The sequence below is a fragment of the Candidatus Nitrosocosmicus agrestis genome (genome assembly GCF_008389435.1).
GTDB lineage: Archaea > Thermoproteota > Nitrososphaeria > Nitrososphaerales > Nitrososphaeraceae > Nitrosocosmicus > Nitrosocosmicus agrestis.
Window position 1 is genome coordinate 23,805 of record NZ_VUYS01000005.1, and the last position, 26,802, is coordinate 50,606.

Below are 26,802 nucleotides of genomic sequence, written 5' to 3' on the forward strand. Positions count from 1 at the left end.
AATTTATCACTTATTATTATATGAAATTCAGGTGAATATCACATACAATAAAGTTATATCACAGTCTATCATATCATTATTTGTGAGCATAGATCTTGTGACAATAGTGTTGTATTACTCCATTATTCCATTTGTATCTGCTTTAATTATTTCGATTCTAGCTATGCATGGATATACTAAGCTTGAATTCAAGAGTTTTAATTTTCGGAAAAACGAGTTAAAGATACAAAATATTGAAAAGGAGACAAAAGTTCAAGGTCAAAAAACTGAATTTATTATCGAGCAGTTTAACTTAATTTACGAGAGGATTAAAAAAACTGATGAAAAAATAGATGACCTTCAAAAAATGATAAAATGGATGGATGATAAACTAATTGAGACGGAAAGGATTGCCATCAAATCACAGAATAATGTAACACCACCAATTCAATATTACACAAGTAACTCAAATAATGGGACATCACATCCTCATCACGATATAATATCACCGAATTTAACTCAATCCACTGACCAAAGTGATGAGCGTCAGAATGGAACTATAGAGTATATATTAAAGAAATTAAGTGACGAATCTTTAACAACTAAAGAAATCCAAAGAGTAGTGGGAAGAACAAGAGAGCACACTTCCAGGATAATGAAAAAACTCTATGATGAAAAACTTGTTGATAGAGATATGAATATGAAGCCATTCAAATATACTATTACAAATGAAGGTCGTAAACGGTTGTCAAAGCATTCTGTTTCAGAAATTCATTCTCGTTTGAGTGGTCCAAAGTTGGAGAGTGTAGTAGATTAGAATGAGTGTCAGATAAAATATCACTATTTGATACAGTTTCCATTTTATTTCTAATTAATTTATAAAGCCATTCTTTTCCTCGTTTAGTTCGTATCAATTTGTGCTTTTCAAAATATCTAGATAGATATGTCGATATTAAGCTGAGTTGAATTGGATCGCGGTATAACTCCTCATAAGAATCTGCGATATCAGTTGATGTAAACGAACTATACGCAAAATTATTTTCAATCAACCTCCAAATCTTGGACTCAATCGATCGATTTGTATTATCTGATTTAACATCATTCTTATAGAAATTACTGCTTTGGCTAGTATGATATTCTTGCTCATTGATTGATTCTTCTCTAGTGGTATTCAAAGACTCAACCAGTTGAAGTACTTTTTGAATTTTATCTTTTGATAGATTGCCTTCTAAGGACAAATTATACTTCCCACCATCGGCATCTTCCAATTCAATCTTAATTTTCTTCTTTGCAGTGGACAATCTACCTATCTGTTAACTAAGATAACTTGTGTTAACTTAACATTATAGAATAAAAAATGATAACTATTTGATTAGTTTTTGTTAACAAAACAAGCATAATCTACTCAAGTTTTTGAAATACCAAGTGAATGATCCTTTTTTAATTCTTTTGAATGCTGTTCCAATGGAAATGAAGGGGTTGATTCACCCCTATTAACAGAGTGATCTGCAAATTTTAGGTTCCAATGGAAATGAAGGGGTTGATTCACCCCTATTAACAATTTTTCTATAACTGTTAATAAGAAAGATAATATTATAATAAAGAGCCCAGACCCCTTTATTTCTCATGTAATAACTATAATTTTAATGGAGGATTATGGAATATTATATTTTATTATTATGTATAAAATAGTTGATTAACCTGTTTAAAATAGAATGTTAATAACAAATAACAATTTAACTTGGTATTATTATTTATTATCACTCGAATGGAAAAAATGGGGTGTGCCCTTTCTCAATTAGAATATTTTAATAATGAAAGTGAGTATTATGGATTCAGATTACTTAGATAATATCTTCGATAAAGCGGTTAAAGGTACTGACCTTATCAAAAACAGAAAAACTTTGACTATCGATTATGTTCCTGAAAAACTTCCATTCAGGGACGAAGAATCTAAAATTATAGCACAGGTATTATCAGTAGTGCTGAAAGGAGGGAGGCCATCAAATTTATTGGTATTTGGAAAGCCTGGAACAGGAAAAACAGCAGTTGTAAAAAATGTTATTACTAGGTTAAAAAGAAAATCTATTGAACATGGTGTAGAAATAACTGTTACTATTATTAATGCAAAAACCTCTAACACGTCATACAAAGTATTATATGATATCGCTGAGGACATGGGAATCAATAGGTTTGACAAAAAGGTTAGAGTTCACTTCACAGGATTATCAATGGGTGAAGCTACTGATAGGATTCTAGAATTTTTAAAGAGAAATAACTTACACGTAGTGTTGGTAATAGATGAAATTGATTCTCTTGTTGAGAAAAATGGAGACGATGTATTGTATAGTCTTACTAGAGCAAATGAACGCTTGTTGGATAGTGGATTCATATCATTAATTGGAATATCAAATAGCCTCACATTTAAAGATAAGTTGGATCCTAGGGTTAGAAGCAGTCTGAGCGAAGAAGAAATTGTTTTTAACCCTTATACAGTAATTCAATTAAGAGAAATTCTAAATGACCGTTCTAAACTCGCATTTAATGAAGGATCAATAAGTCAAGCAGCGATTAACTTATGCGCTGCTGTTGCTGGTAAAGAAAATGGCGATGCTAGAAAAGCTATCGATCTCTTGCGAGTTGCTGCAGAAATAGCAGAACGAGAAAGAGCTGATATGGTTAATGAAAATCATATACGGGCAGCACAAGAAAAAATTGAAAAGGATACAAATTATGAAGTAATTAGAAATTCAACTACCCATACGAAAATTATTATTTTATCAATACTAAAATCTCAATCAGGAATGACTGGAGATGTATATGACATATATGTTTCTCTTTGCAATCGAATTGAACATGATTCTCTAACTCAGAGACGGGTAACACAGATAATTAGCGAATTGGATCAGTTAGGTTTAATCACATCAAATGTAGTAAGTCATGGAAGGTATGGTCGTTCCCAGATAATTAAGATTGCAGTCTCACCCGAAACAGTAACTAATGCCCTAAAGGATGATAGTTTTATTTCTATATTATTATAAGTAACTTATTAGAAAAGTATTCACTTTCTGATCGAATGTTCTGATCGAAAGACATGATCGAATGGACAGCTTTTTATAAATACTTGATCAACAATGTTCTATTCGATAATAATGAAATATAGAAGTAGAACAGAAATAACTGTATTAATACTAGAAGCAGCAAACGGTGGAGCTACAAAGACAAAAATCATGTACAAATCATTCCTTTCATATGCACAGTTAAAAGAATACTTTACAATGTTAATTGAGAATGGTTTGTTAGAATATGAAGATGGAACTCAAAAGTATAGAACTACAGAAAAGGGTCTAAGATTATTAAAGATATATAATCAGATAGAGGAATTAATTCCAAGTACTATAAAGTAATCTTTAGATATAATTAAGTTTTTAATTCATAACTTATTATTTGTGATGTTCCTTCCTTATATTTAATAATTAAAGTATCTCCAACTTTATATGGGCATTGACTAATTCCTCTAGGATGATCACTTGTATCTACTACGCATATTCCATCGTTTTTTGTAGTCACTTTAACCTCCGCAGTAACTTCTTCTCTTATTAAATTTTTTACAGGGAATACAAAGATACTTAATATTGCGAATGCGCCGATTGCTATGGCGACGAAAACCATTACAAGTTTTTTTGTAGATGGTTCTGATGAGGCGGAAGTTCCATAAGACATGTGGTCATTACCGATACATTATTTAAATAATTATCGCAGTTCATGTGATAGATCACAACATTGCATATATTTCTTGATACTAATTATTATTTTACAAGTATAAAGTGGGATGGAGAATATTTTTTAATGTTTTCATACATCGATATAGGAATGGAATTAAACACATATCCTTTGGTATTTCAAGATCTCAGATATTAATCACCTTTCTGATCGAATGTTCTGATCGAAAGACATGATCGAATGGACAGCTTTTTATAAATACTTGATCAACAATGTTCTATTCGATAATAATGAAATATAGAAGTAGAACAGAAATAACTGTATTAATACTAGAAGCAGCAAACGGTGGAGCTACAAAGACAAAAATCATGTACAAATCATTCCTTTCATATGCACAGTTAAAAGAATACTTTACAATGTTAATTGAGAATGGTTTGTTAGAATATGAAGATGGAACTCAAAAGTATAGAACTACAGAAAAGGGTCTAAGATTATTAAAGATATATAATCAGATAGAGGAATTAATTCCAAGTACTATAAACTCGTCTAATAGAGAGCCTTTTTAAAATCTTATTATCCTTTAATTTATTAGATTTATATCATCGCACTAGTCATGTATTACATTGAATTCTAAGATACTCGCTCCAGTTGATGGCTCTGAAAATTCAATGGGATCATTAGATCATGCTATGATATTGAGCTCAAAATTGAATACCACCCTCGTTATTCTTATTGTACTTGAAGTTCCTCCATTTGTGTACGTTCAATCTCAAAAATTGGTTAATTCTATAATGATGGATTTGGAGAAAGAAGCAAACGACATTCTTGAAATTTGCACAGGTAGAGCTAAAAATTATGGCATAACAGTGGAGACAATGTTTTTGGAAGGACAGAACGCAGGTTCCATCATCATTGATTATATTGAGAAGAATAATTTTGACTATATTGTTATGGGAAGCCGAGGACGAGGAAAATTTAAACATGCTATATTGGGAAGTGTCTCTCATAGAGTACTACATCATAGTAAAGTACCGGTTCTAATTGTTAAATAATTAATTTATTAATACTATAGTAAGGTAATCATGAGAAATTTTGAATTAGTATTTTGTTTGTATTTGAGGTAATATTTCTTCTATCTGATTATATATCTTTAATAATCTTAGACCCTTTTCTGTAGTTCTATACATATTTACCAATCCATCTTCATATTCTAACAAACCATTCTCAATTAACATTGTAAAGTATTCTTTTAACTGTGCATATGAAAGGAATGATTTGTACATGATTTTTGTCTTTGTAGCTCCACCGTTTGCTGCTTCTAGTATTAATACAGTTATTTCTGTTCTACTTCTATATTTCATTATTATCGAATAGAACATTGTTGATCAAGTATTTATAAAAAGCTGTCCATTCGATCATGTCTTTCGATCAGAACATTCGATCAGAAAGGTGGATAGTTCTTATATTTAATATCGGTTTAAAATTTATATAAGGTGCAGCATATTAACTAATCTAGTCAATAGATTTTATGAATATTATTTATTTCAATTATTTTATGATACTATTTCACTGCAATGCAGTGAACACAATGATGTTTTAAATATGTTATATAAAAAATAGGATGGTTGATCAATAATAGTGAAAAAGATTGAAATAATAATTCCAGACAGAGAGCTACAAACTGTCGGTGTAGTTTTAAAGGATAATAACATTGGTGGAATGAGCTACTATAGAGTAGAGGGAAAAGGAAAGGCTAAACCTGAACCAGTTTCAATTGGACGTGGTACCATGCAGTATACCCCCGAATTTATTCCAAGAACAAAAGTAGAAATAGTGGTAAAAGATGAAGTTGTAGAAAAGATAGTCAATACATTGTTGGATACTTTAAGTGATAAAATAGGTGGTAAAATATTCATATCTGACATACAGGAGGCAATAAGTATAAGGACAAAAGCCCGAGGCGATTCTGCCATTTAATATTTTTGGATGTATATTTTCAATTTCGCCACTAATATCGATACTACATATTCACAATATTTATAATAATCTTTATTTTATCTACAACATTGAGTAAACAAATTTGGTGTTTCTCTTGCAATTCGCTAAAATCAGTTTGCATTCACGATAATTGCAATGTACATTGTAATCTTTGTTCTAAAATTAATCAAATATTGCTTCAAAATAAAACTTAACTAAATGATATTGTTATTTTTTTTCAACTTTGATAATCTCTCCTACCGTTTGATTCATTGCTGACTCTGCAATATCACTTGCATGTTCTACAGTTCTACGTAAATCTTCTAAAATCAGCTTTATCCCTGCATTAACATTTTGTTCGTCAATAGTTTTATTTTCTAAAGAATCTAAAAATAATCTAATTTCTCTCTCTGAGGTAAGAACGTTATCACATTTATCAGCGATTTTATCTGCTAGATTATAATTTCTTCTTAGAAAGGCTTCAACTGCCGAGGTCAAAACTTCAAGAGCAGAATTACTTAATTCCTCTATTCGTTCAGCAATAGAAGTCGGAATTGGACTTAAAATTTCCATAGATTTCGATGCGATCCTAGATGCATGATCTGCTACTCTTTCAATACTTTTTACCGTTACTCTATAACTCAAACAGTCCGAAGGATTTTCTAATCCAATTTCCTGTAATATTCGCTCATTGTTAGTTGCCATAACTAAATTTCTGAGAATATATAGACTAAATCTGTCTACTTCGTCATCAGATCTAATTACTCCTACCGCAATGTCATGATTTTTTTCTTTCAATGCTACCAAAGCATCTCTGTGCATTGAAGAGGCTATTAGAAACATCCTTCTTACTGCGGTATTCACTGAAAGTTCTGGTAATGTTAACAAAACTTGAATTGTGATGATGTCTGAGGAATCTGCTATAATTTCTGTTCCGATTAAACTTCTTCTTACTACTTCTCTTACGGCCTCTCTTTGAATCGGTTGTATCCTTGAAGATTTCGCTTTTAAATTAATCAAATTAAATCCTGAAAGGTATATGGATACTATCTTCCTCTTGAGGGTATTTGGTCCTTCATCAATCATTACTTGAGTACTAACTTCGTTTGCGGAATCTTGTAATCTTTTATCTTGTTCTGGGATAATACACAATGAATTATTGGACCCCCGTGAAATAGAAACATGATCACCTGCTTTCAAATTCATTTCCTCGATCCACTTTTTAGGTAACGATAAAATATATGTAGATCGGCCGGTAAATTGAATTTTCCTAATATCTGAATTCAATTTATTTGACATCGTTAACAACCCTATTCATCGTATATAGATATTTGAAATTACGTTGCAATATCTCTTTGCTATATAATCTATATACTTTCTTAATATTGTATATACTTATTAATATAATTATTGTGCAATTATATATATTGGATTATATTATGCTATTACTAAGATATATCATTGGCAGAAAATTCTGTCAGACACATAGATACAATTAAAGAATTAGAGTCGATAAAGTATGAATATCAAATACGTTGCAGCCATTATAGATTAGAATATTCATCCAAGGAAAATATCATAACATGTTCTATTTGTGGAAAAATCTGGAACTTTTTGGAAGAAAAAGGATACTTAAATTTGATTCAAGTTTATAATGCAGAAATAGATTAGCTCTTCCATTTGTCCTCTAATTTTTTGAATAAATATATTTTTTTGAATTTGTTTAAAATAATTATCAATAAACCCACAATGAAAATGGCTAAAGTTGCTTGTATGATTGAAGTTAGTAAAAACGAAAAGGAACCAGATGGAGTAATTAGAATTTTGCTGATTGGGGCTATAACAAAGATGATAAATAAACATGCAACCATTACCAAAGACCACATAAATAATATGAAAAACCTCAAATCTAAAAATCTCATTTCGATTTGACCTTATTTCGTAGTTAATATCCATTGTATTAATATAGTTATTAATGCAATGGATGATGAAAAAGTAACTAACTTGTATATTTTCATGACTATTTGATTCTCCGAAAGCTTTCCATCAAGTAGAATGAGTCTAACCAAGGTTATTGGAGCATACTTATCTTTAGATGCCTCTAATGTAAAATCTTCATTTAAGATAGTTGGTCGAGACTTAAGTTGCCTGTGCTCTACAATCTTTCTAACGCTGATTAAAAACAAAAACGAGTTCATTATTGCGGGCAATAATGCGATTATGGCTATGATTTCAGATTTAGATGCAATAGCTAGTGCTCCATACATTGCTCCCATCAGAAGAGTTCCTGAATCTCCTGGAAAAATTCTACTAGGATATCTATGAAACAAATAGAATCCCAATAGGGCCGCTATAAATGGCATTTCAAACATAAGAATTTCTAGATCGCCGAATAGAAATGTACTAATTACAATTGGAAACATAGTTATGATCAAAAATCCTGTAGCTACTCCATTAAATACGTCTATAGAATTTATTGTATTACCAGCTAACGGTATTGATATAAGAATTAACGGAATATATAATATAGGAATAAAAACACTTCCAAATATTACATTAAGTTCATTGTCATATATATGAAACAATATTAGGGGTATGGATGCTATTATTAATGCAGCAGGTTTGAACCATCCTGGCATTATTTTGAAATCGTCTATTATGCCAATTACAAATGCAATACTCGTAGTAATTAAGATACTTATTATCTCTAAATTTCCAGTAATAAAATATAGTATTAATTCTCCGATGATGATACTTAATAACAATATGGGTCCTGCAGGCCTTGGAACTTTTGGTTTGTTGGGTTTATGGTTATCATTCACAACCTTTCCCTTAGATTTAAGAAAACTTATGAATTTTGGCATTAACGTTATATTTATTAGGAACGAAATGATAGATGCGATAACAGTTCCAATCAATAACCCTTCCAAATAAGGCAAAAACAACTATTTTATTATGAACTATCTATATATATAATATCGGTCATATTATTTGCAGTGCAGTAGTAGTTTATACTATTCGCAATAATAAATTTATATGAATATTTATGCTAACATATAAACAGATAACCTGAAAATTCTTATTTTATGTCTTTCTAATCAGCTTTTTCTAATTGTAAAAAGAATCTATCTCATTTGTTTATAATAGATATATTGTTAAGTTACTAATAGAAATCTAAAGTGCTCATTATAAAGTATGATTGTTTAATTTTTATGTGCACATAGCAATCAAAACTAACTGCATTTTAGTGATACTTTTATTGATATCGTTTACAACTATTTTCGGTTCAAATTTAAACTCTTCGTTTGGTCAAATTAGTTTAGTTCCAGATAATTCACTTATTGCTCAAACTACCGACTGTATAACTAGTATGATGACTAGTGCTCTTATTGGTATAAATTCTGATTGTACAGATAATATAAATAAAATCAACTCTACGTCCCCCGACAGTACCACATCCATATCCTCTAACAAGTCCCCCGACAGTACCACATCCATATCCTCTAACAAGTCCCCCGACAGTACCACATCCATATCCTCTAACAAGTCCCCCGACAGTACCACATCCATATCCTCTAACAGCAATCCTTATAATTTGAGCAAGAATAATCCATTTTATCACGAATTTCAGACAACGAGTAGTGTGTCACACGACAAGGATATGACTACATTCACCCCTGGTTCGACTCCTTCAATTAGCAATAACAACATTAATAACTTAAAATCTCCAGCTCAGGATAACCCTTCAACCTTTATTAAATCTCCAGCTCAGGATAACCCTTCAACCTTTATTAAATCTCCAGCTCAGGATAACCCTTCAACCTTGTCGATTTATAGACAGCAAAACATTAACCAACCAATATCTAGTCCGTATTCTTTCCAATCTTCATACACTACAATCAATAAAAATACATTGCCTACTTCAAATCACAATGAATTAAAAGATGCCTTAGATGGAAAGAATAAGCATTCAAAAGAAATTTCGGATTGTTTTGATAGAGCCTTTAGCACAGACAACTATCTATCTGATTCAGAAATTATTGAATGCGCAAAAGATAGAAACAGCTTTTCTCAAAGTAGCATTAACAGTTATGCATTAAGTGAAAAAATTGTAAATAATGACAAAAATAGTGATGGCAAAACTGATAACAAGCATTCAAAAGAAATTTCGGATTGTTTTGATAGAGCCTTTAGCACAGACAACTATCTATCTGATTCAGAAATTATTGAATGCGCAAAAGATAGAAACAGCTTTAAATAAATTTACTTTCAAATAATTTTCTCGTTTTACTTTGTGATGATAAAACAAATATTTCTCAAAATTAATCAATCTGTTGCTATGATGACAATATTCTCACCCTTGATAAAAATTTCTCCTAACTCTTGAATTTTGTTTTCTTCAAAAACTTCAGAAGCATTATCTAATGTGAGATTCATATATTGATCAAAACTTTTCAACTTTCCTTTTATTGTTCTCTTCCCTTTAAGTTTAAGAAGTATGTCTTTATTTAAACTCCCTTGTAGGATATTTGATTGATTATTTGGTGATGACAATAATCTTAAATATTTTTTTTGATATTTAGGTTTAACTTAGGGTACAGAATGCGTCAAACCCATGACCATGGCTCAATGTTGCGTAATAAGCATTGTTTTCTTACAACCTTCTTTGAACGCTCTATCGACTCTTCTTCAGACATATTGCCTTTCTTTAAATACTGCAAGAAAACTTCTTCATAAAGTTTCTTTGCCCTTTCCTCTGTAAATTCTTTAAAGTTATTACTTGGATTACCCTCTGTTTCTAACTTTTCTTTATCTAGGTTAACTCCTTTCAAATTCCTATATTCTTCCTTGCAATCATTACATTTCAAATCAAAGAAAGCCGTATGTATATTGCACAAAGACACAGCATAAAAAAAAATATATTATTATTTAACTTTTTCATACATGCAACGCAGAAAATTATTACATAATTCCACTTAGGGTGCCATAGTAGCTCAGCCTGGAAGAGCGAAGGTTTCGTAAACCTTAGGTCGTGGGTTCAAATCCCGCCTATGGCTTAAAAGTCTTAAATATCATGTTACTACCAATCTAACTTGATCCATTTTTCTATTAACCTGAAATTTTTTCGTTATATTCTTAATTTCTCTTGCATCGCCATAAAGAACAAAAATCTCAAGACATCTATCTTTATCGATTTTATTGTGAATATGGGTATTAATTATTTTATCAAATCCATGACGAATTTCACTGATTTCTTGATCAGATTTTTCATCATGTATTACTAATAAAACTGAGTGTAAAACTCCCGATAATTCATCAATCCTTTTCTCTTCTAAAAGTAAATTTCTTACACTTGCTCTTACTATCTCCGATCTGCCAGAAAAGCCCAAAAACTTTTGCAGTTTATCCAATTCTTGGATTATATTTTCATTCAGGGAGATGCTTATTATTGGCAATGTTTATTATTTCTCAATAATTCGTAATATTTGTTTTCTCAATTTTTATTACTAAATGAAATATGTGGCTCAAATCAACTTACTCGAGGTTCAATTTCTCTAATACTCAAATCCTTAAAATTCAATGCTACATTGTCCACACCAAATGTAACATTAGGTCTGGAATTCAAAACCATATGATCATTGGCCTGTCACAATTCGAGTTATAAAATACTTTGGGCTACTTACAAATCATCCTTCATCGTATTTGATATCAAAAACCTTGTCCCAGAGTTTAGAACTTGAGTTGTCCAAATATGACTCAAACTTAATGGCGGAGCCATTGTAACTATTGTAAATAACAACTTTCCAACCAATCCATCTATTCATTATAGAATCAGTTACCTTAAGTACAGCTTTTTCTTTTGTATACTCTCAGGTAAACCCGATTTGATTTTTCCATATACAGAAACGTCAGGGTAAAGTCCTCCATAAAATGACAACCCATAACATGGCGGTTTCTCATCATATTTATCAGTCCTGAAAATCCAATCAATGTCAGTTACAATTCCTTTACGACTATTGATTCTTGGATCTATTTTCACATATCCTGTAATTTCAAGTTTCTTCAATTTCTGTTCCGTTTGATATGTCAACATTAATTCAAATCTTGTCATCTTTTATTTTCCCAGAGTATTCATCCTGTTTGATTAGTGAGCACTAAAAGTAAAGGTTACTTCTGAATCATTCTTAGGATTGCATATGTTAATATATATTCTCTTGCCTCTAATTCAGTTAGATAAACTTGCCTGATCCCAAATTGATCATTTATTTGTGAAATACTGTTATTCTTCCTTGCTAAAGCCTGATAAATAAAAGAGGCTATGATGATGGATAATACAAAAGAGGCAGATGGTAATAAAGATAAACGTCGCTTTTAATCCTAATTTATCAGAGAAATAATAATATCTGGATTACCTATATGAATTCGTCATCTAGAACTTGCTACTTTTTTTACTGGATTTTTGTCCAATCTCGATTTTATTAATTTAATTAAATTTACCCCGAAAAATATTCCTGCAGCCATAATTACTATCATTCCACTAGGGGTAATATTCCATTCGTATGCTAATATTGTTCCTAATATTACCGATAATAATGAAAAACAAATGGAGATTAATATGGTCTTTCTAAATCCGTATCCCAGAAGTAATGATGAAACATTGGGAATGATTAATAGAGATGAGACCATCAAAACCCCAATCAAGCGGATTGATATTACTATTGCAATTGTGGCTAAGGTAATTAATAGAATATTTAGTATAGCTGTATTGATCCCATTCACTAACGCCTGCTCCTCGTTAAATACTAGATATACTAATTTCTTGTAGAAAGCAGTTACAAAAGCTACAACAACTATGCTGAGAATTATGGTGGTTAAAGTCTCGGTGTTGTTTACTAATAGTATACTACCAAATAGATAACTTGTAATGTCGATGGAGAACCCTCCAGATAAGCTAATTAGTACCAACCCCATAGCTAATCCTAAAGAAAGTAAAACAGATATCGACGAGTCAGCATAGACTCTTTTACTAGAATTTAGTTTAATGATAGACAAACCTCCAATTATTGAAACAACCAATGATACCCAAATAGGATTGGATTTGAGAAATAACCCTAAAGCTATACCTCCGAAAGCTACATGAGACATTGCATCGCCAAACAAGGAAAAACGCTTCAATATCAAGAATAAGCCGATTAACGTACAACTAATGGAAATTGCTATTCCTGAAATAATTGCACGCTGCATAAATTCATATTCAAAAACTTCAAACATCGTTGCTCAGCAATTCTCCATAATGTATATTGATCTATTCTTTACATCCGAGTGCAACTTTCAAACTATTCAAGTTATCGTACATCTTGGAAAAGTAATCTTTTTTTAAATCTAGTTCCTTTTGAGATATCATTTCTATTGGACTTAGGATCAGTACTTGTCCCCCTATTTCTTCCGATACGGTTTGTGCAAGCCTTGGGTCAATATTGTCTTCCGAAAAAATAGTCGTAATTCCCAACTTTTCTGCCAATTCTATTGTCTGAGAAATCCTTTGAGGATTCATATCTAGCTCTGGAGATAAGCCATTGATAGCATGTTGAATTAATCCATATCTTTTTGAAAAATACCCAAATGCATCGTGAAATGCAATGAAATCTTTCGATGGACAAATGGTCAAATTATTAATAATATTCGAATTAAGCTCTTCAAGTTTGCTATCAAATTCCTTCAAATTAGCTTGATAGTATGCTACATTCTTGGGATCCAACGTAACGAGGTTATTGAATATTATACTTGCCATAGTTTTTACAAGTAATGGATCTAACCAAATATGGGGATTTGAATTCGTTCCTATCTTTTCGATACTGATTTTCTTGCTTAAATCTACTATATTTGGGTTTGTTATCTTGCTAATCCATTTCTCGAAACCAGCTCCATTTATGAATACTAAATCCGCCTGCTGCAAATCGATTATCTGTTTTGGTGTTGGATCAAAATCATGTGGCTCTACACTCATAGGGACTATTGTTGAAACATCTACCTTGTCTTTTCCTATTTTCTTTACGAAATCATATAGTGGATAAAATGATGTGTAAATCCTTAAATTAGTATCGTTTGAAGAAATCCTTTCTATCGTCTTAGATTTATTCATGGAATTTGGGTTCTCTTGTGAATATTTGGTAGATGCCCAGGCATTAGGGGAAAACACTAAAAATGAGGTTAAAATAAAAAAGATTAAACAAATAGTATTTCTCTCTCTACAACTATTTAACATAATACGAATAGAATTATTAAAGATATAAAGCTTTCTTATTAATTTTTATTAATTTTGTACGAATAAAGTAATAAAAACACTAACCAATGAATGTTTTACTAGTGATATTTAAAGAACTTTGGGTTCAGAAAGGAAAAGAAATTTTTTGTTTCATATTTATTCAATCATTTTTAAATCAATGATGTACTTGCATTTCACTATGTATTGTAAAAATTTTAATATGTAATAATATTTCTATATAGTAAATAATCTATGCTGTTAAAGTCAAGCAATGATAAGGTCTATGCTTATCTTTCATTTCTTGGTTATGACACTCTTTATCCACCACAACAGTTAGCCATAGAACGTGGTTTATTGGATCATACTAACTTGTTAATTACTACTCCTACTGCAAGCGGGAAAACACTAATTGCCATACTAGCTGCAATTAAAACTCTGGAAAAAAATAAAAAAGTTGTTTATCTTACACCTTTAAGAGCTTTAGCCTATGAAAAATATCAAGAATTTACCTCTATCGATAAATCCGGCATATTTTCCAAAAAAATTAAAGTAAAAATTAGCACTGGAGATTTCAACACATCAAATGCGGATCTAAGTTCTTCTGATGTGATTATTATGACTAACGAAAAAATTGATTCAATAATGAGGCATAGTGCTTCGTGGCTTTCAAACGTAGGATTATTTATTTCAGATGAAATACACCTTATAGGTGATCAAGATCGAGGGCCAGTTTTAGAGATGGTATTAACTAAAATAAAAAAATATTATCCCTCATCACAAATCCTTGGTCTCAGTGCTACAATAACTAATGCAGTAGAAATTGCAGAATGGTTAAATTCAAAATTGATAGAAAGCTCTTGGAGACCGACAAAATTAATAGAAGGAGTCTATTCAGAGGGTATAATACATTGCAATAATAATACAAGGTATAATGTTACTGAATCAGGTAGAGATACTACTTCAATGACCACCGATCTGATAATGGATTCCTTGCAAAATAATGTTCAGAGTCTTGTATTTGTTGAAACGAGAAAGCGTGCAGTATCACTTGCCAAAAAAGTTTCGGATCTTGCCTATACGATATTATCTCCAGATGAAAGAAAAAATGCACTTAACGTCTCCAAACAAATCTTGGAAGAAGGAGATGATACTGATCTGACCAAAAATCTATCAAAACTAATTTCTTCTGGTATAGGATTTCATCATGCTGGTTTAAGCCTTCACAGTAGAGGCATAGTGGAGGATGCTTTTAAGAAAGGATTAATTAAATCCTTATTTGCTACACCTACACTCGCTGCAGGTGTAAATCTTCCCGCACGTAGAGTAATAATCACAAATGTTACTCGATATGATTTTATGTATGGTGCTTCAGTTCCAATAAGTATTCTTGAATATAAACAACTTTGTGGACGGGCAGGAAGACCAAAATATGATACTCATGGAGAATCCATAATTTTATCGGATTCGAGGACTAGCCATGAGGAATTATATGAACATTATATACTGGGGATTCCTGAACCTTTAAATTCGAACCTTGGAAATGCAGTATCTATAAAGTTACATCTACTTGGTCTGATTGCTTCATTCAACGGAATTAGTTTGGATGATATCTATGACTTGTTTTCAAAAACTTTTTATTCATTTCAAGATAAGAACAATACTTCTTTGTTTGATAAAATTGATTCTGCATTGGATTATTTTATGGACGAAGATTTGGTATCAATAAAAGATAGTTCTTATCGTACTACTGCCTTTGGGAAATTAGTTTCAAATTTGTATCTAAATCCGGAGACCGCTGTGAGCTTTCGGGAAATTATTACTAATATAAAGCCAAGATCATTAAGTACAAATAATGTTCTTGGTTTTCTTCAAGTGATTACAAGCTGCTCAGACTTTTATCCAAAATTTTCCTTTAGAAAACAAGATATCGAAGAATTCAACTATTTGTTTTATAATAACTATGATGAATTTTTCACAGATATAGACATAATGGATTGCTCTCGCAGTTTATGGACCTTATATGAGTGGATTGATGAATCCACTGAAAAAAGAATAAATGAAAGAATTGGAATTGAACCAGGTGATATACATAGGATGGTTGAAGTTGCTCAATGGCTGATCTCTTCTATTTTTGAAATTGCAAAATTGCAAAAAAGAAATGATTTATTACCTATTATTTTTTCGCTTGAATCTCGAATTAAACATGGGGTAAAAGCAGAACTAGTTCCCCTGGTACAAATTAAAGATATAGGTAGAGCGAGAGCACGATCTCTTTATTCTACCGGCATTCACTTACCCAATGACTTGATTACAATTTCAGAAACTAAACTAGCTTTGATCCCAAAAATCGGACCAAAATTAGCTAAAAAATTGAAAAAAAAATTTACTTAATTTGTTTATGAATCAAGTTGAATCGTACAAAATTATTCAAAATTAACCACCCCTAGGTTATTCATTTCTGAACCTATTCCATATCCTAATAATGCAATACCAGTACCAAGTAATGACATCTCCAAGCCACCTTTGATCCAACTTTTTTTTGCTAACCTGCCTTTGATTGCACCAATTATAAAAGATGAAGCAAGACTGATAGAAATGGCAATCATCAACGCCACAAAATTATTAATAAAACCTATTTTGACTATAAAATACGGTAGTATTGGTAAAACTCCACCTATCAGAAAAGATACAAACATAACAATAGCTCCTTTGATTGGATTGCCTATGATTTCTAAATTAAGTCCCAGTTCTTCAGTCAACATAGTCTTTAACCATATTTTCTTATCGGAAGTAATCCTGTCTACAACCAGTTTCAATTCATCTCCTTCAAATCCTTTTGCTTTATAGATTTGTTCGATCTCTTTTCTTTCGTCTTCTGGTTTATTTTCAATTTCGTACTCTTCTCTCTCAATCTCTGACTCTAAGATCTCTTTTTGTGATTTGACTGCAAGATAATTTTGTACTGCCATTGCCTTTGCCCCAGTAAACATTCCTATAATTGCAGCCAAAATGACTATATCCACCCCAATCGTAGCTCCTCCGATTCCTGCTACTATTCCCAATGATGTATTAACACCGTCTCCAAAACCAAATACTACATCTCTAATGTAACTACTTTCTTTGATATGGGGCTCGACATGACGATCTGAAATTCGGTTCAATGTATTTTGTTCATAGGCTATACTTGATATTTAAGGTTCGACTTTTTTTTACTGTGAATATTTTATCATGAATCATCATAATTGGAGTGGATAGTTATTTCTAGTTGAGATAACTTGCGGTAAGTAAAATTAACAATCAACAATAGGACTTTTTTTGTTAAATTGAACAATTACCTAATTATTTATTATTATTAAGTTTTTCTTAATTGCCTTGAAGCTTGTGCAATTTCTTCTCTTGCGGCAGGTGTTTCTGCTACTACATTTAGCATGACGAAGTCATGAATTGTCCAATGATTAGTTAAAACAGTAACGACTATTTCTGACTCTAGGTTTGTGAGCGTCTTTTCTACCCTTTCTCTTATTATATCAAATTTGCAAGTAATTATGAGTATAGGCGACAAGTCATTCAACTGATCTCTTGGGACAATTATTGAACATATCGTTGGCTTGTTAAGATCTGTTTTGCTCGGCATCTAATTGTGCCAAACCCATTTTATTGCTCTTCTAGTCAAAAAGTGGCCCTCTTAGAACATGATATGACCCAGTTTCGAGATTTCTATTTGGAACTGATAAAAAAGTACCTGAAACAAAATTTTGGGTCCATCCCGTGTCTTTACCAACATAGTAACAGCCGCAGCTATATTACAGCCAACACTGTCCCCATCTACTGCTATTCTATCGACATCCATGTTGTACGAGTGTAAATTTTCTGAAACCCATGTTGAAGTTTCATATATTTCTTTTAAAGCAATTCGATATTTAGCTTTTGGAGGTCTACTATGATTGATAAACACCTTTTGCTCCTTAACTGAATTTGCTAATTCTCTTGCTAGGCTCTATTTGGTATCCATTCCACCCAATACCCAACCACCACTGTGTGGGTGTATAACAACGGGAAATATCTTGTCTTTACTATCCATAGGTCTGATAATCTTTATTGAGATTCTGTTACAAGAACAATTGAAATAATGATATCTTTTATTTTAGCTAATGGTTTTGTGGCGTCCCGGATGAATGTTAGAGAGAAACTCTTGAACTTTGTCTGAAGATAACTTGTAAATGGCAGTGCCAGAATAATTTTACAATTTTTCCAAAAAAACTTTGGTTTCCTTTTCAACTCTTAATTAGTTGTCATATCTATATAACCAAGTAGTCAAAAGATACTTTAAGGTAAGTTTATCCACTTGCTTGTAATCTCATCCTTATTAAGAACCCGAAATTTTAGAACAAGTAAAATAAAATCAGACGGATTTTGGACGGATCACTCCTAAAATCTTTAAAGTTAAATAACACGAAAAAATGTTCTCTTGTAGTTTGTGATATTCCTTATTGGCATAATCTTTTTCAACGGATAAATATGGAATTATATTTTCTTTCAAGTCCTTCGCAGCGTTAAAAACCTCGTTCTTATCATCCTTTATACTCTTTGAGTAATCGAACTCAATTCTATCTTCCAAGAGGTCTTTAATGAAATTGTTAATTGAATTTTCCCTGATAATTGAATAGTTAAATTTTGTAGACTCGCTCATTATCTAAATTAATCTCAATCCTAAATAAAATTATTGATTAATAGTGCTTTTGTTTACCAAACATAGAAAATATGCTATTTCTCTACTGTCTTACAAATTATCGTTTTTTAGGAGATGAGGTAGGGCAATGTAATAACCTTCCTCATCTCAAAAGATGATATTTTTGACTTGGGAAGTTTTAAGATATCATTTATTTACTATGATAAAAGGTTATCTTATAATTTTTATATTTGAATTTTGGGCAGAAAGACTAGTTAAATAATACTTAAACTATCTACTAGTAGAAAATTGGTTAATTTGATATAGTTACCGTGTAACTTCTAATAATGATTTTAAAAATTCTCATTATAATTGTTCTTTCTATAAATCAAATGATAATGATTTAAAGGAAGCGGGCCTAGTATCAATGTTATCTGTGCGCACTAGAACATATCCAGATCCTTGATTTATTGTCTGCATAAAACCATTTTCATCATTAATTCCATCTTGTTCTTTTAGTTTTGAAAGATTATTCAATGTCCAATAAGGTACTTCATTGCCAAATCCATTATCAATAAAAGTCTCAACAGTCCTAGTATTAAGATCAGTTAAGAATGTTTTTACTTTTAACTCCACATCATCTTTGTTTGTCAGATTGTTTATGAACTGGGGTTTTCCTTCACTATTCAATTGATGGAAAATAAAATTGTTTCCGGCTAATTGCTTCATACTATCGTAATCATATTTTACATATTTGCCGTTATCTCTATATTCTAAGAGATTTGGATTGCTATCTCCAGAGACATCAAATAGTACCCCAAAACCTCTTTCTTGATCATCATCATGACTCCCGTGATGACCAGTATTAAATTGTAGTGAAATATAGGTTTCATTCTCAAATTTGCCTTTTGGTTCCTTAAAATATTCATGAATATTGCCATGCCATATTATTTCCTGATTCTTTGCTGCAGTCATATCTGGATTTCCTTCAGAATCTTCTCTCACTATTTCTATACGTGGAGAATTGATTTTATTATTCTCACTCTGTGTATGCTTATTGAAGTCCATGGTTACTCTAAATTTATTATTGTCATTAATTGGATCATTTAGTTCAAATGAATACTGTTGGTTAAATTTTGTATCAGCCAATAAGTAGCCGTTATCGCCAAAATTATCAGGACTTAGCTCATTCTGATTATTTTCATCATCGTTTAATTCACAGGGTATTTCTGAATTATTGCCTGTATATTCAGTACAATTAATCGAGTCCGATACTCTCAATATTTTGCAAATTCCTTTGTTTTCATCTGACTTTGGATTTTGAGTTGATAATAATGAATCTTGGATATTATCATGGTCATTACTCATGTAATTAGGAATACAGTTTGATACTTTTGTAGTGTTAATTAGAATGGTTGGATTTAATGACTTTGTTGAGGATTGATTAATGATTGTGCTATATACATCGCTGAACTCATAAACCGATATCAAAGAAAAAAAAGCATAAATTGTGATTGTAACAAGCAACAATTTTGAAATCAGCGATAGACAAGATTTCATGTATATGGTTATTTTTTTATTATATATATATGATAAATTTATCCATTTTTATATTAGAGATTACACCAAATCAAGTTGTCCATGAATTATTATCTAATAACATTAAATTGATAAATAAATTCGGCTTATTCTACAATTATCTCTCCTATCATCGATGGATGATATATGCAATAGTATTTGTAATTTCCAGGGCTATCAAACGTAATACTATATTTTTGTTGCAATGATTGCATCAGAATCAAATATAGAGCCTTCATCCGGATCGTTATCTTGACCCTATATCATCGTGTGAGATGCTGTGTCACCATTATACCAAGTTATTGTTTGACCTACTTCTATTCTCACTGGATCAGGTAAATATGATTCACTGCCCTTGATTCCAGAACTAATAACGGGAATAGACTCTTTTGGCTGTGATTCTTCTCTTCAGGTATACTCTGTTGGTTTTTAGACGTATCGCTTTCAACCAATGGTACTACTCTATATAGTGTGCCCGTATAGCTTAGTACGTAGAGGTATCCATCGGGTCCCACTTGAAGATCAGTATTCTATCCAATCCTTGGCCAAAAATTAGTGCCTAATTCTCCCTAGTATCATCTACTTGATTATCCGCCAATACTTTGGTATCTCTTTGGTAAGATTGGTTTATCAATATGTTATCACGTGGCTCATTTAAAGTAAAGCAGTACAATAAACCATTGTTTATATCTCCTGCGAACATATTATTTGCATATTACTTTCCAAGTTTGTCTGAATTTAGAAATATAAGAACAGTTGGACCAATTATGGTAACCCAAACAAATTTCGGATTATAGTATTTCGCATTTCCAAAGCATACTAATTCATCCTCAGATGATATGCCACGACCAAGCAAACTCTGCATTATATATCCTTGAACTTGCGACCAACCACCATTAAAACTTGATGGAATAAGGTTAATTTCATCAGCGATGGTAGGACCATTTTCAGTATCTCACAGATTACCAGTTACTGGATCAAAGTCCATTTCAAAACTGTTGCGGATGCCCATTGCATAGTAAATGTTCAATGGCAACTCCTCTCCAAAAATAGATTTATCAGAATCAACAATTCATCCGTATTGAGTTATGAGTAATACTCTCCCTAAGCAGCTAGGAGGAGGTCCATCGAGTATATTTTGAGCCTGGGTTCGATATCTACCCACTTAATCTATCCTAAAATGTATATTGTTATCTAGACCAACCAAAACCTTTCCACCATTATGCTTCCCTTTTGAATTTATGGGAGTAGCCGTCAAATCTAGCAATAAAAGTGGATTTATTAGTTGACCATTTACATACTCATATCTATAGAGTCGATTACCCCGCGGGTCAATCTGATCATCAGTATCACTTCCATCTTCTCCGTTACCTGATTCAGTACATGACAAGAATGCATATGTTTTTCCATTTAGATGCTTAAACGGCAAATCCTAACAAGCCTCGTTCAATACTGTTGGCCACAGGTACATCTAGTAATGGTTTTTCTTGTACTTGACCATCTATTACTCTAACTACTCTACCAGTATTTTTTCAGTAGCTAGTATATCGTTCTCTCCCACAAAAGACATACTTGGATGGAAATCTAACCCCTTTGTTACCTTTTCAACTATGATTCTAACATCGTTTATGGTAGGCCCATTAGGCGATAAAGGCGCTTTCGCGTATGCGCCGTAAGAGAATTGAATATTGAAAGTGTATAAAGAAGAAAACAAAATAAATACAAGTGCACAAAAAACCGTTACTATGTGCTTATGCATGATTTTGTCAGCATCTGGTATCAAATTTTTCAGCTAATTAAATTTATGAATAAATCTTAATGAAAATATAAGTTACGCCTTTATTGTAATTTATACTATATCAATCTATTTATAATGAAAAAGACATGATTGTTTATTATTACATTATATATTAAGTTGGTAACAAACTTTAGTGGCTTAGTTATCAAGGCTCCAATCAACCTCGAAATTTATTAATTCATTTGTTTTTTTACTAGTATAAAGTATGAAACATCAATTATGATTATGTTATTTTGCCATAATTCTTTTCTTTTCTAACATTTTCCATTTATTAATCCAATTGTTTAATTGATGTAAAATAGACTCCAATTCCTTGGTCCTATTCGTTAAACTATATTCAACTCTAATTGGAATCTCTGGGTAAATTTTCTTTGATACAAGACCTTCTCGTTCAAGCTCTAATAATCTTTGAGATAATACCGTACTACTTATTTCAGGAATCAATCTTTTTAACTCGTTGAATCTGACAGTACCGTTAGTGCTTAAATTCTTCAATATATGAAGGGACCATCTTTTTCCTAGTATTTCCCAAATATCTGCTACTTCACATTGGTCTTCTTTCATGAGAAATCTTTATGATAATAATATCCATGGTCCTGTATTAAAATATTGTATGATGGGTATTTCACTTATCGCTAATTTAGTCTGAGTATCATCTTGGCAATAAGAAAGCACCATATATGGATCTATTTGATACTAATTGTTATTGGTGTAATGGAATTTGATGTCTAGAAACTTGTGTTGCCTAAATACCATTTTAAAGACCAGGTAGTAATCAATGAATCAAATTACTTTATTGTATTTACTTGGTACTACTTATTTAAAGAATTAATGTTATTATCGGTTATTTAGATAAAGTTAATCTATTACAATACTTCGTGGTTCATAAAAAAAGAATTAGACCTGTTTACTCTGATATATCTGTGAATTACTACTGTAGCTGATACTGGTCTGATACATTCCAAATGTGGCAGTAAAATAGCAAACTGAAGTGTAAATGTTCTGTATGAATGAAATCTAAAAAGATTTATTGTTATAACATTCACAAATCGTCTAGACTTTATAATTTTGAGAGTATAGAATTAATGGTGCATGTTTTAGATTAATAATTCCAATAACCTGAATTGCTTTATGAAATATTAGTCAACATAAAATATGTCGACTGAGCATAAATAAATCAATCACTTTCGCAGGAACAATCCTTTTTTTTAGATCTCTTCTATCAACATAGTTTCAGGCATATCGGATGTTATCATTTTTTGTTAAATCATAACTTCTAAAACCTTACTTTACCCTAATGCACTATTAAGTATTAAGTATTAAGCAACAAAGGCATCATTTTAGATACGGATGACCTACTCATGATTTTGTATTACACGCACACAATTTGGATATGAATTTATGCCATGAATGTAGCCTCTTCTACTTTTTAAAGTTAAAAACTTTTTAGAACTTTTTAAAATAGAGATAGATCATTTTATTTAATCCTATTCTTGATTTTCATGATTGAGACTTTATAAAAAAATGTAATATTTTGTAATATTCGGCCAAGAGTATATTTTTTATTTTTTATTTTTTACTTAATAATGGACTACAAAAGAATATTATAGACAAAATAAAAAAAATTGTTATCGGATTTCTAGCTTTGCTAGAATATCTTCAATATTTTGTTCATCTTCTAACTCTGCGTCTAAAAGTTCTAGTGCAAGATGATAAGTACCGTGGTCCTTGCCATTAACACTATTGGCTAATCATTATGGTGTTTGATTACTTCTCTCTCAAACTCGAGCGCTTTTTCCAATGCGCTTCTCAGCGTCAAATACCTTGAGGGTTGGAGTTTACCCAAGCCGCTATCTTGCTCCCATTGTGCTGGGCCATCCGTCGGTTGAGTTTCCAATTGCATTAATCTGAATGCCACTTTTTTTGCATGACCAAGCTCTTCTTTGGCTCGTTCTTCAAAAAATTCTGCTTCCAATACTCCTAACCCTTCAATATTCTGTGATACATACCAAAAATAATGAAACGCAGATAATTTGGCTCCATATGCTTTTTTTAGCATTTGTACTGTACCTTCAATACCAGGTCCAGCTATTTCTTTAGACTTTTACCCATAACTTATCAAATATAGTGCGTATTTCTTTTATATAAATTTTATAATTCTGTATGATTTTTTATAAAAATATTAGTACAAGTTAACCAAATATTAATATAATTAGTACCAATTAATATAAAATTAGTACAAATTAATTCTTCCAAGAAAATGATTTAAATTTTTGGATGCCAAATGAGAGAATATAGTCTCTTGAAACAGATTATTCGGATCAAATGGATCATTTCCAATCATTCTGCTACCGATAGAACTCCTTCAGATTGGTACATATTCTGACTTTAATATTATTAATTAACAGAACTAAACTTGAAAATCTAATATACCCTATGAATGTATCTATGATAAAATCTTATCCATTAATCAATATCTACAAGGTTATTTTTTATGATGATCTGACAAAGCAGGTATTTCTTGATAGCCAACAGATTAATTCATCCAATGTCGCTTATAGTTAATAAAATGAATGAGATTTCTACAAGTATTGCCCAGAAGACATAAAATTATGTTAGCAAACATCTACTATATTTTTATGGTTATCGGAGGGTAGACAACTTTTTCTGAATATTTTGTATTTATTTTGATTACATTCTACTAGAGGATAACAAAAAATTTTAAAGTGATGTAAAATACTTTGCGTCATCATCCAAATGTAAATGTGTAAATTTGAAGCCCTTTTCCTTTTATATCCATAACTATTGATCTCGGTTCATAATCGTCGTACAATCCTATATTATATAATCTTTGATTATCCACGATAACTTTCGCTTCTTTGTCTATATCGATGGCATTGTTGGATGTATTATTTGCAAATTTATTATCTTCAGAGATCTTTATTTGCTGCCCTTTGCCAGAGGCTACAACGTTGATTGATTTCGCATAATAAGTTAATATTATTTTTCCAGCGTTACTAACCAGTTCTATATTATCCGCATTATTCTTCCAGGTGCCATTTAAATAAACTAAATTGGGTTGAATCTGTGTATTATTTAGTTTTATTTTGTAGTCTACTTGTTGATCAGGGTGGAAACCTTCTGTGTTACCAAGAGATGATCTTGCGGAAGAGTATCCAAGATATATTTCTGGTGAAATTCTTTGATTAGGATCCACGTATGTTAAGCTATTTGCAGTTACATTTTCTAAATTTGATTTACTAAGGTTGAATGAAATTTCTGTCTTGCCTTCCAAGGTAGCTTTTTCGGCTAGTAGGGTTTGAATTGTTTTCTCGGTTTCATTATACCCTCCTTCTCCTATGTGATCATCCCGGATGTATCCTTGGGTATCTATTAGATAATGTCTTGGCCAATAATTATTGTTAAAAGCATCCCACGTTTTGTGTTCACTGTCAAGTACTACAGGATAGCTTATATCGAATTTGTTTACTGCATTTTGAACATTCTTTGGATCTTTTTCAAAATCAAATTCAGGCGAGTGAACTCCAACTATTACAAATCCCTGATCAGCGTATCGAGCATACCAATCGTTAAGATACGGAATTGTTCTTATGCAATTTATACAAGTATAGGTCCAAAAATCTAGTAATACCACTTTTCCTTTCAAATCTGACAGTTTAATTGGCTGATTATTCATTGTATTGATATAATAGTCAATACCCGTCAAATCGGGTGCCTTCAAGAATCCACTCTTATCAATCGAAACAAAAGCTGTTTTATTTAAAGATACCGTCAGTATATCCCCCTTTTTAGTTATAGATTGATCAACTGATTTTTCCAACTGCTGTTGTTGTAAATAACTATGAGATGCATTACCATAAAAATTAAAATAAATACCAAAACCTATGATCAATGAAATTACTGCCAATGCAGTTACTAATGCACTGATATTATCCTTATTCATGATGCTTCTACATCTCTTTCTATTAGATATTGATTAATTGTCCCAAGAATGGGATACTGATAAGTAGTGTCAATTGATTAAAGAATATTAATATTCCTAATATTATTAAGATAGCTCCCATTGCGAGATTGAAATACTTTAGATATTTTGTCATTTTTTTTATCAAGCTAGTAGCTTGAGAAAAAAATGCACCCGTAATGAGGAATGGAATTCCAAGTCCCAACGAATAGGCCAATAACAAGTTATATGCTGTACCAGGATTCGTGACCGCTAATGCAAATGTGCTCCCCAAAATTGGCCCTACACATGGAGTCCATCCCGCTGCAAATGCTACTCCAAATACAAAGGAAGTTATGTAACTCGTCTTAAATTTAGGTAATTTAGTGAACTTTTTTTCAATATTGAGCTGACCAATTTTTAGCGATAGGATTAGATATACTCCAAATGCAACAATTACAGTTCCTCCAATATATGACAAAGATTGTTGAAAACTATTTCCAATCGAAGTGGCAAGGACACCGTTTAAAATTACTCCTAGCACAGCAAATATCAGTGAAAATCCTAGTACAAAATAGATAGTATTTATGAAAATGTTAATCTTGACTTTTCTTGTTATTAGAATCACCGAACTATTAGGATGACTTTGATCATTACCTTCGTCTCGTTCTCTACTTGCCTCTTTGATCGACGAACTTGAGAGATATGATAAGAACCCTGGAATAATGGGTAATATACAAGGTGACAAAAAGGATCCTAGTCCTGCCAAAGCAGAAAGAAAAATAGGTATTTCAAGTTCCATCTAAACTTTCCAACCCCTGCTAGTAAAATTTAGTCTCATAGTAATAATT

The 26,802-nt window shown here is 31.5% G+C and carries 33 protein-coding genes, 1 tRNA gene and 1 pseudogene; 11 read left to right on the forward strand and 24 right to left on the reverse strand.

Annotated features, from left to right (window positions below; genetic code table 11):
- The first annotated feature begins 82 nt into the window (after positions 1–82).
- The gene (locus F1Z66_RS04005) at positions 83–796 is read left to right on the forward strand and encodes a helix-turn-helix domain-containing protein (protein WP_195907470.1); all 714 of its coding nucleotides are present in this window, start codon (positions 83–85) and stop codon (positions 794–796) included.
- Here F1Z66_RS04005 and F1Z66_RS04010 read toward each other — a convergent pair.
- Positions 702–1,280 (reverse strand): hypothetical protein, encoded by a 579-nt coding sequence (locus tag F1Z66_RS04010; protein WP_149862327.1) that lies wholly within the window; start codon positions 1,278–1,280, stop codon positions 702–704. The genes F1Z66_RS04005 and F1Z66_RS04010 overlap by 95 nt on opposite strands.
- Before the next feature lie 528 nt (positions 1,281–1,808).
- Here F1Z66_RS04010 and F1Z66_RS04015 point away from each other — a divergent pair.
- Complete coding sequence (locus tag F1Z66_RS04015; protein ID WP_159357457.1) at positions 1,809–3,020, forward strand: Cdc6/Cdc18 family protein; 1,212 nt, start codon at positions 1,809–1,811, stop codon at positions 3,018–3,020.
- 111 nt (positions 3,021–3,131) lie between these two features.
- Positions 3,132–3,386 (forward strand): winged helix-turn-helix domain-containing protein, encoded by a 255-nt coding sequence (locus F1Z66_RS04020; RefSeq protein WP_148685296.1) that lies wholly within the window; start codon positions 3,132–3,134, stop codon positions 3,384–3,386.
- A gap of 13 nt (positions 3,387–3,399) precedes the next feature.
- On the opposite strand, the gene F1Z66_RS04025 is transcribed toward F1Z66_RS04020, so the two are convergent.
- On the reverse strand, positions 3,400–3,702 hold the full coding sequence (locus F1Z66_RS04025) for a hypothetical protein (protein WP_149862329.1): 303 nt from the start codon (positions 3,700–3,702) through the stop codon (positions 3,400–3,402).
- A gap of 290 nt (positions 3,703–3,992) precedes the next feature.
- Here F1Z66_RS04025 and F1Z66_RS04030 point away from each other — a divergent pair, with 290 nt between their 5' ends.
- Entirely contained in the window at positions 3,993–4,268 is a 276-nt protein-coding gene (locus F1Z66_RS04030) for a winged helix-turn-helix domain-containing protein (RefSeq protein ID WP_149862330.1), read from the forward strand.
- 57 nt (positions 4,269–4,325) lie between these two features.
- Positions 4,326–4,754, forward strand: coding sequence for a universal stress protein (locus F1Z66_RS04035; RefSeq protein WP_149862331.1), 429 nt, complete (start codon positions 4,326–4,328; stop codon positions 4,752–4,754).
- Positions 4,755–4,799: 45 nt separating this feature from the next.
- Here F1Z66_RS04035 and F1Z66_RS04040 read toward each other — a convergent pair whose 3' ends face one another.
- Positions 4,800–5,063 carry a winged helix-turn-helix domain-containing protein gene (locus tag F1Z66_RS04040; protein WP_149862332.1) on the reverse strand — a complete coding sequence of 88 codons (264 nt, stop codon included), beginning with the start codon at positions 5,061–5,063 and terminating at the stop codon, positions 4,800–4,802.
- Between the two features lie 277 nt (positions 5,064–5,340).
- Between F1Z66_RS04040 and F1Z66_RS04045 the strand changes: the two genes are divergently transcribed.
- On the forward strand, positions 5,341–5,679 hold the full coding sequence (locus tag F1Z66_RS04045) for a P-II family nitrogen regulator (protein ID WP_149862333.1): 339 nt from the start codon (positions 5,341–5,343) through the stop codon (positions 5,677–5,679).
- Positions 5,680–5,907: 228 nt separating this feature from the next.
- On the opposite strand, the gene F1Z66_RS04050 is transcribed toward F1Z66_RS04045, so the two are convergent.
- The gene (locus F1Z66_RS04050) at positions 5,908–6,978 is read right to left on the reverse strand and encodes a phosphate signaling complex PhoU family protein (protein ID WP_149862334.1); all 1,071 of its coding nucleotides are present in this window, start codon (positions 6,976–6,978) and stop codon (positions 5,908–5,910) included.
- 162 nt (positions 6,979–7,140) lie between these two features.
- Between F1Z66_RS04050 and F1Z66_RS15790 the strand changes: the two genes are divergently transcribed.
- Complete coding sequence (locus tag F1Z66_RS15790) at positions 7,141–7,350, forward strand: hypothetical protein (protein WP_195907471.1); 210 nt, start codon at positions 7,141–7,143, stop codon at positions 7,348–7,350.
- 102 nt (positions 7,351–7,452) lie between these two features.
- Positions 7,453–7,611, forward strand: a complete 159-nt coding sequence (locus tag F1Z66_RS15245) for a hypothetical protein (protein WP_154670482.1) — start codon at positions 7,453–7,455, stop codon at positions 7,609–7,611.
- Between the two features lie 2 nt (positions 7,612–7,613).
- Here the strand turns inward: F1Z66_RS15245 and F1Z66_RS04055 are convergent, their stop codons facing one another.
- Complete coding sequence (locus F1Z66_RS04055; protein WP_230207446.1) at positions 7,614–8,501, reverse strand: MraY family glycosyltransferase; 888 nt, start codon at positions 8,499–8,501, stop codon at positions 7,614–7,616.
- A 437-nt stretch (positions 8,502–8,938) separates the two neighbouring features.
- On the opposite strand from F1Z66_RS04055, the gene F1Z66_RS04060 reads away from it, so the two are divergent.
- Positions 8,939–9,940 carry a hypothetical protein gene (locus F1Z66_RS04060; protein ID WP_149862335.1) on the forward strand — a complete coding sequence of 334 codons (1,002 nt, stop codon included), beginning with the start codon at positions 8,939–8,941 and terminating at the stop codon, positions 9,938–9,940.
- A gap of 65 nt (positions 9,941–10,005) precedes the next feature.
- On the opposite strand, the gene F1Z66_RS04065 is transcribed toward F1Z66_RS04060, so the two are convergent.
- Together F1Z66_RS04065 and F1Z66_RS04070 are read right to left on the reverse strand one after the other, a co-directional pair.
- Positions 10,006–10,233, reverse strand: a complete 228-nt coding sequence (locus F1Z66_RS04065) for an LSM domain-containing protein (protein WP_149862336.1) — start codon at positions 10,231–10,233, stop codon at positions 10,006–10,008.
- Between the two features lie 53 nt (positions 10,234–10,286).
- The gene (locus tag F1Z66_RS04070) at positions 10,287–10,547 is read right to left on the reverse strand and encodes a hypothetical protein (RefSeq protein WP_195907472.1); all 261 of its coding nucleotides are present in this window, start codon (positions 10,545–10,547) and stop codon (positions 10,287–10,289) included.
- A gap of 115 nt (positions 10,548–10,662) precedes the next feature.
- On the opposite strand from F1Z66_RS04070, the gene F1Z66_RS04075 reads away from it, so the two are divergent.
- Positions 10,663–10,736, forward strand: a tRNA-Thr gene (locus tag F1Z66_RS04075).
- A gap of 15 nt (positions 10,737–10,751) precedes the next feature.
- On the opposite strand, the gene F1Z66_RS04080 is transcribed toward F1Z66_RS04075, so the two are convergent.
- From F1Z66_RS04080 to F1Z66_RS04095, 4 genes are all read right to left on the reverse strand, one after another.
- A complete protein-coding gene (locus F1Z66_RS04080) occupies positions 10,752–11,135 on the reverse strand; it encodes a CopG family ribbon-helix-helix protein (protein ID WP_149862338.1) in 384 nt (127 codons plus the stop codon).
- Positions 11,136–11,515: 380 nt separating this feature from the next.
- Positions 11,516–11,791: a hypothetical protein gene (locus F1Z66_RS04085; protein ID WP_149862339.1), complete on the reverse strand. Its 276-nt coding sequence runs from the start codon at positions 11,789–11,791 to the stop codon at positions 11,516–11,518.
- Between the two features lie 314 nt (positions 11,792–12,105).
- The gene (locus tag F1Z66_RS04090; protein ID WP_149862340.1) at positions 12,106–12,951 is read right to left on the reverse strand and encodes a metal ABC transporter permease; all 846 of its coding nucleotides are present in this window, start codon (positions 12,949–12,951) and stop codon (positions 12,106–12,108) included.
- Between the two features lie 34 nt (positions 12,952–12,985).
- Complete coding sequence (locus F1Z66_RS04095; RefSeq protein WP_159357459.1) at positions 12,986–13,822, reverse strand: metal ABC transporter substrate-binding protein; 837 nt, start codon at positions 13,820–13,822, stop codon at positions 12,986–12,988.
- A 375-nt stretch (positions 13,823–14,197) separates the two neighbouring features.
- On the opposite strand from F1Z66_RS04095, the gene F1Z66_RS04100 reads away from it, so the two are divergent.
- On the forward strand, positions 14,198–16,336 hold the full coding sequence (locus F1Z66_RS04100; RefSeq protein ID WP_149862342.1) for a DEAD/DEAH box helicase: 2,139 nt from the start codon (positions 14,198–14,200) through the stop codon (positions 16,334–16,336).
- Positions 16,337–16,368: 32 nt separating this feature from the next.
- Here the strand turns inward: F1Z66_RS04100 and F1Z66_RS04105 are convergent, their stop codons facing one another.
- The 13 genes and pseudogenes from F1Z66_RS04105 to F1Z66_RS04165 form a co-directional block, all read right to left on the reverse strand.
- A complete protein-coding gene (locus tag F1Z66_RS04105) occupies positions 16,369–17,106 on the reverse strand; it encodes a VIT1/CCC1 transporter family protein (RefSeq protein WP_201448571.1) in 738 nt (245 codons plus the stop codon).
- A gap of 191 nt (positions 17,107–17,297) precedes the next feature.
- Entirely contained in the window at positions 17,298–17,579 is a 282-nt protein-coding gene (locus F1Z66_RS04110) for a hypothetical protein (RefSeq protein ID WP_149862343.1), read from the reverse strand.
- A 51-nt stretch (positions 17,580–17,630) separates the two neighbouring features.
- Positions 17,631–17,927: pseudogene (locus tag F1Z66_RS04115) on the reverse strand (alpha/beta hydrolase); the annotation flags it as partial.
- A 420-nt stretch (positions 17,928–18,347) separates the two neighbouring features.
- Positions 18,348–18,635: a hypothetical protein gene (locus tag F1Z66_RS04120; RefSeq protein WP_149862345.1), complete on the reverse strand. Its 288-nt coding sequence runs from the start codon at positions 18,633–18,635 to the stop codon at positions 18,348–18,350.
- A 360-nt stretch (positions 18,636–18,995) separates the two neighbouring features.
- A complete protein-coding gene (locus F1Z66_RS04125) occupies positions 18,996–20,174 on the reverse strand; it encodes a hypothetical protein (RefSeq protein ID WP_149862346.1) in 1,179 nt (392 codons plus the stop codon).
- A 125-nt stretch (positions 20,175–20,299) separates the two neighbouring features.
- Complete coding sequence (locus F1Z66_RS16385) at positions 20,300–20,431, reverse strand: cupredoxin domain-containing protein (protein WP_149862347.1); 132 nt, start codon at positions 20,429–20,431, stop codon at positions 20,300–20,302.
- A 476-nt stretch (positions 20,432–20,907) separates the two neighbouring features.
- A complete protein-coding gene (locus tag F1Z66_RS04135) occupies positions 20,908–21,057 on the reverse strand; it encodes a hypothetical protein (RefSeq protein ID WP_159357462.1) in 150 nt (49 codons plus the stop codon).
- A gap of 300 nt (positions 21,058–21,357) precedes the next feature.
- Positions 21,358–21,621: a hypothetical protein gene (locus F1Z66_RS04140; protein WP_149862349.1), complete on the reverse strand. Its 264-nt coding sequence runs from the start codon at positions 21,619–21,621 to the stop codon at positions 21,358–21,360.
- Between the two features lie 84 nt (positions 21,622–21,705).
- On the reverse strand, positions 21,706–21,951 hold the full coding sequence (locus tag F1Z66_RS04145) for a hypothetical protein (protein ID WP_159357463.1): 246 nt from the start codon (positions 21,949–21,951) through the stop codon (positions 21,706–21,708).
- Positions 21,952–22,218: 267 nt separating this feature from the next.
- The gene (locus tag F1Z66_RS04150; protein ID WP_149862351.1) at positions 22,219–22,554 is read right to left on the reverse strand and encodes a winged helix-turn-helix transcriptional regulator; all 336 of its coding nucleotides are present in this window, start codon (positions 22,552–22,554) and stop codon (positions 22,219–22,221) included.
- Between the two features lie 1,183 nt (positions 22,555–23,737).
- The gene (locus F1Z66_RS04155) at positions 23,738–24,049 is read right to left on the reverse strand and encodes a ferritin-like domain-containing protein (RefSeq protein WP_149862352.1); all 312 of its coding nucleotides are present in this window, start codon (positions 24,047–24,049) and stop codon (positions 23,738–23,740) included.
- 690 nt (positions 24,050–24,739) lie between these two features.
- Positions 24,740–25,954, reverse strand: coding sequence for a redoxin domain-containing protein (locus F1Z66_RS04160; RefSeq protein WP_149862353.1), 1,215 nt, complete (start codon positions 25,952–25,954; stop codon positions 24,740–24,742).
- 22 nt (positions 25,955–25,976) lie between these two features.
- Positions 25,977–26,753, reverse strand: coding sequence for a cytochrome c biogenesis CcdA family protein (locus F1Z66_RS04165; RefSeq protein ID WP_149862354.1), 777 nt, complete (start codon positions 26,751–26,753; stop codon positions 25,977–25,979).
- Positions 26,754–26,802: the final 49 nt, after the last annotated feature.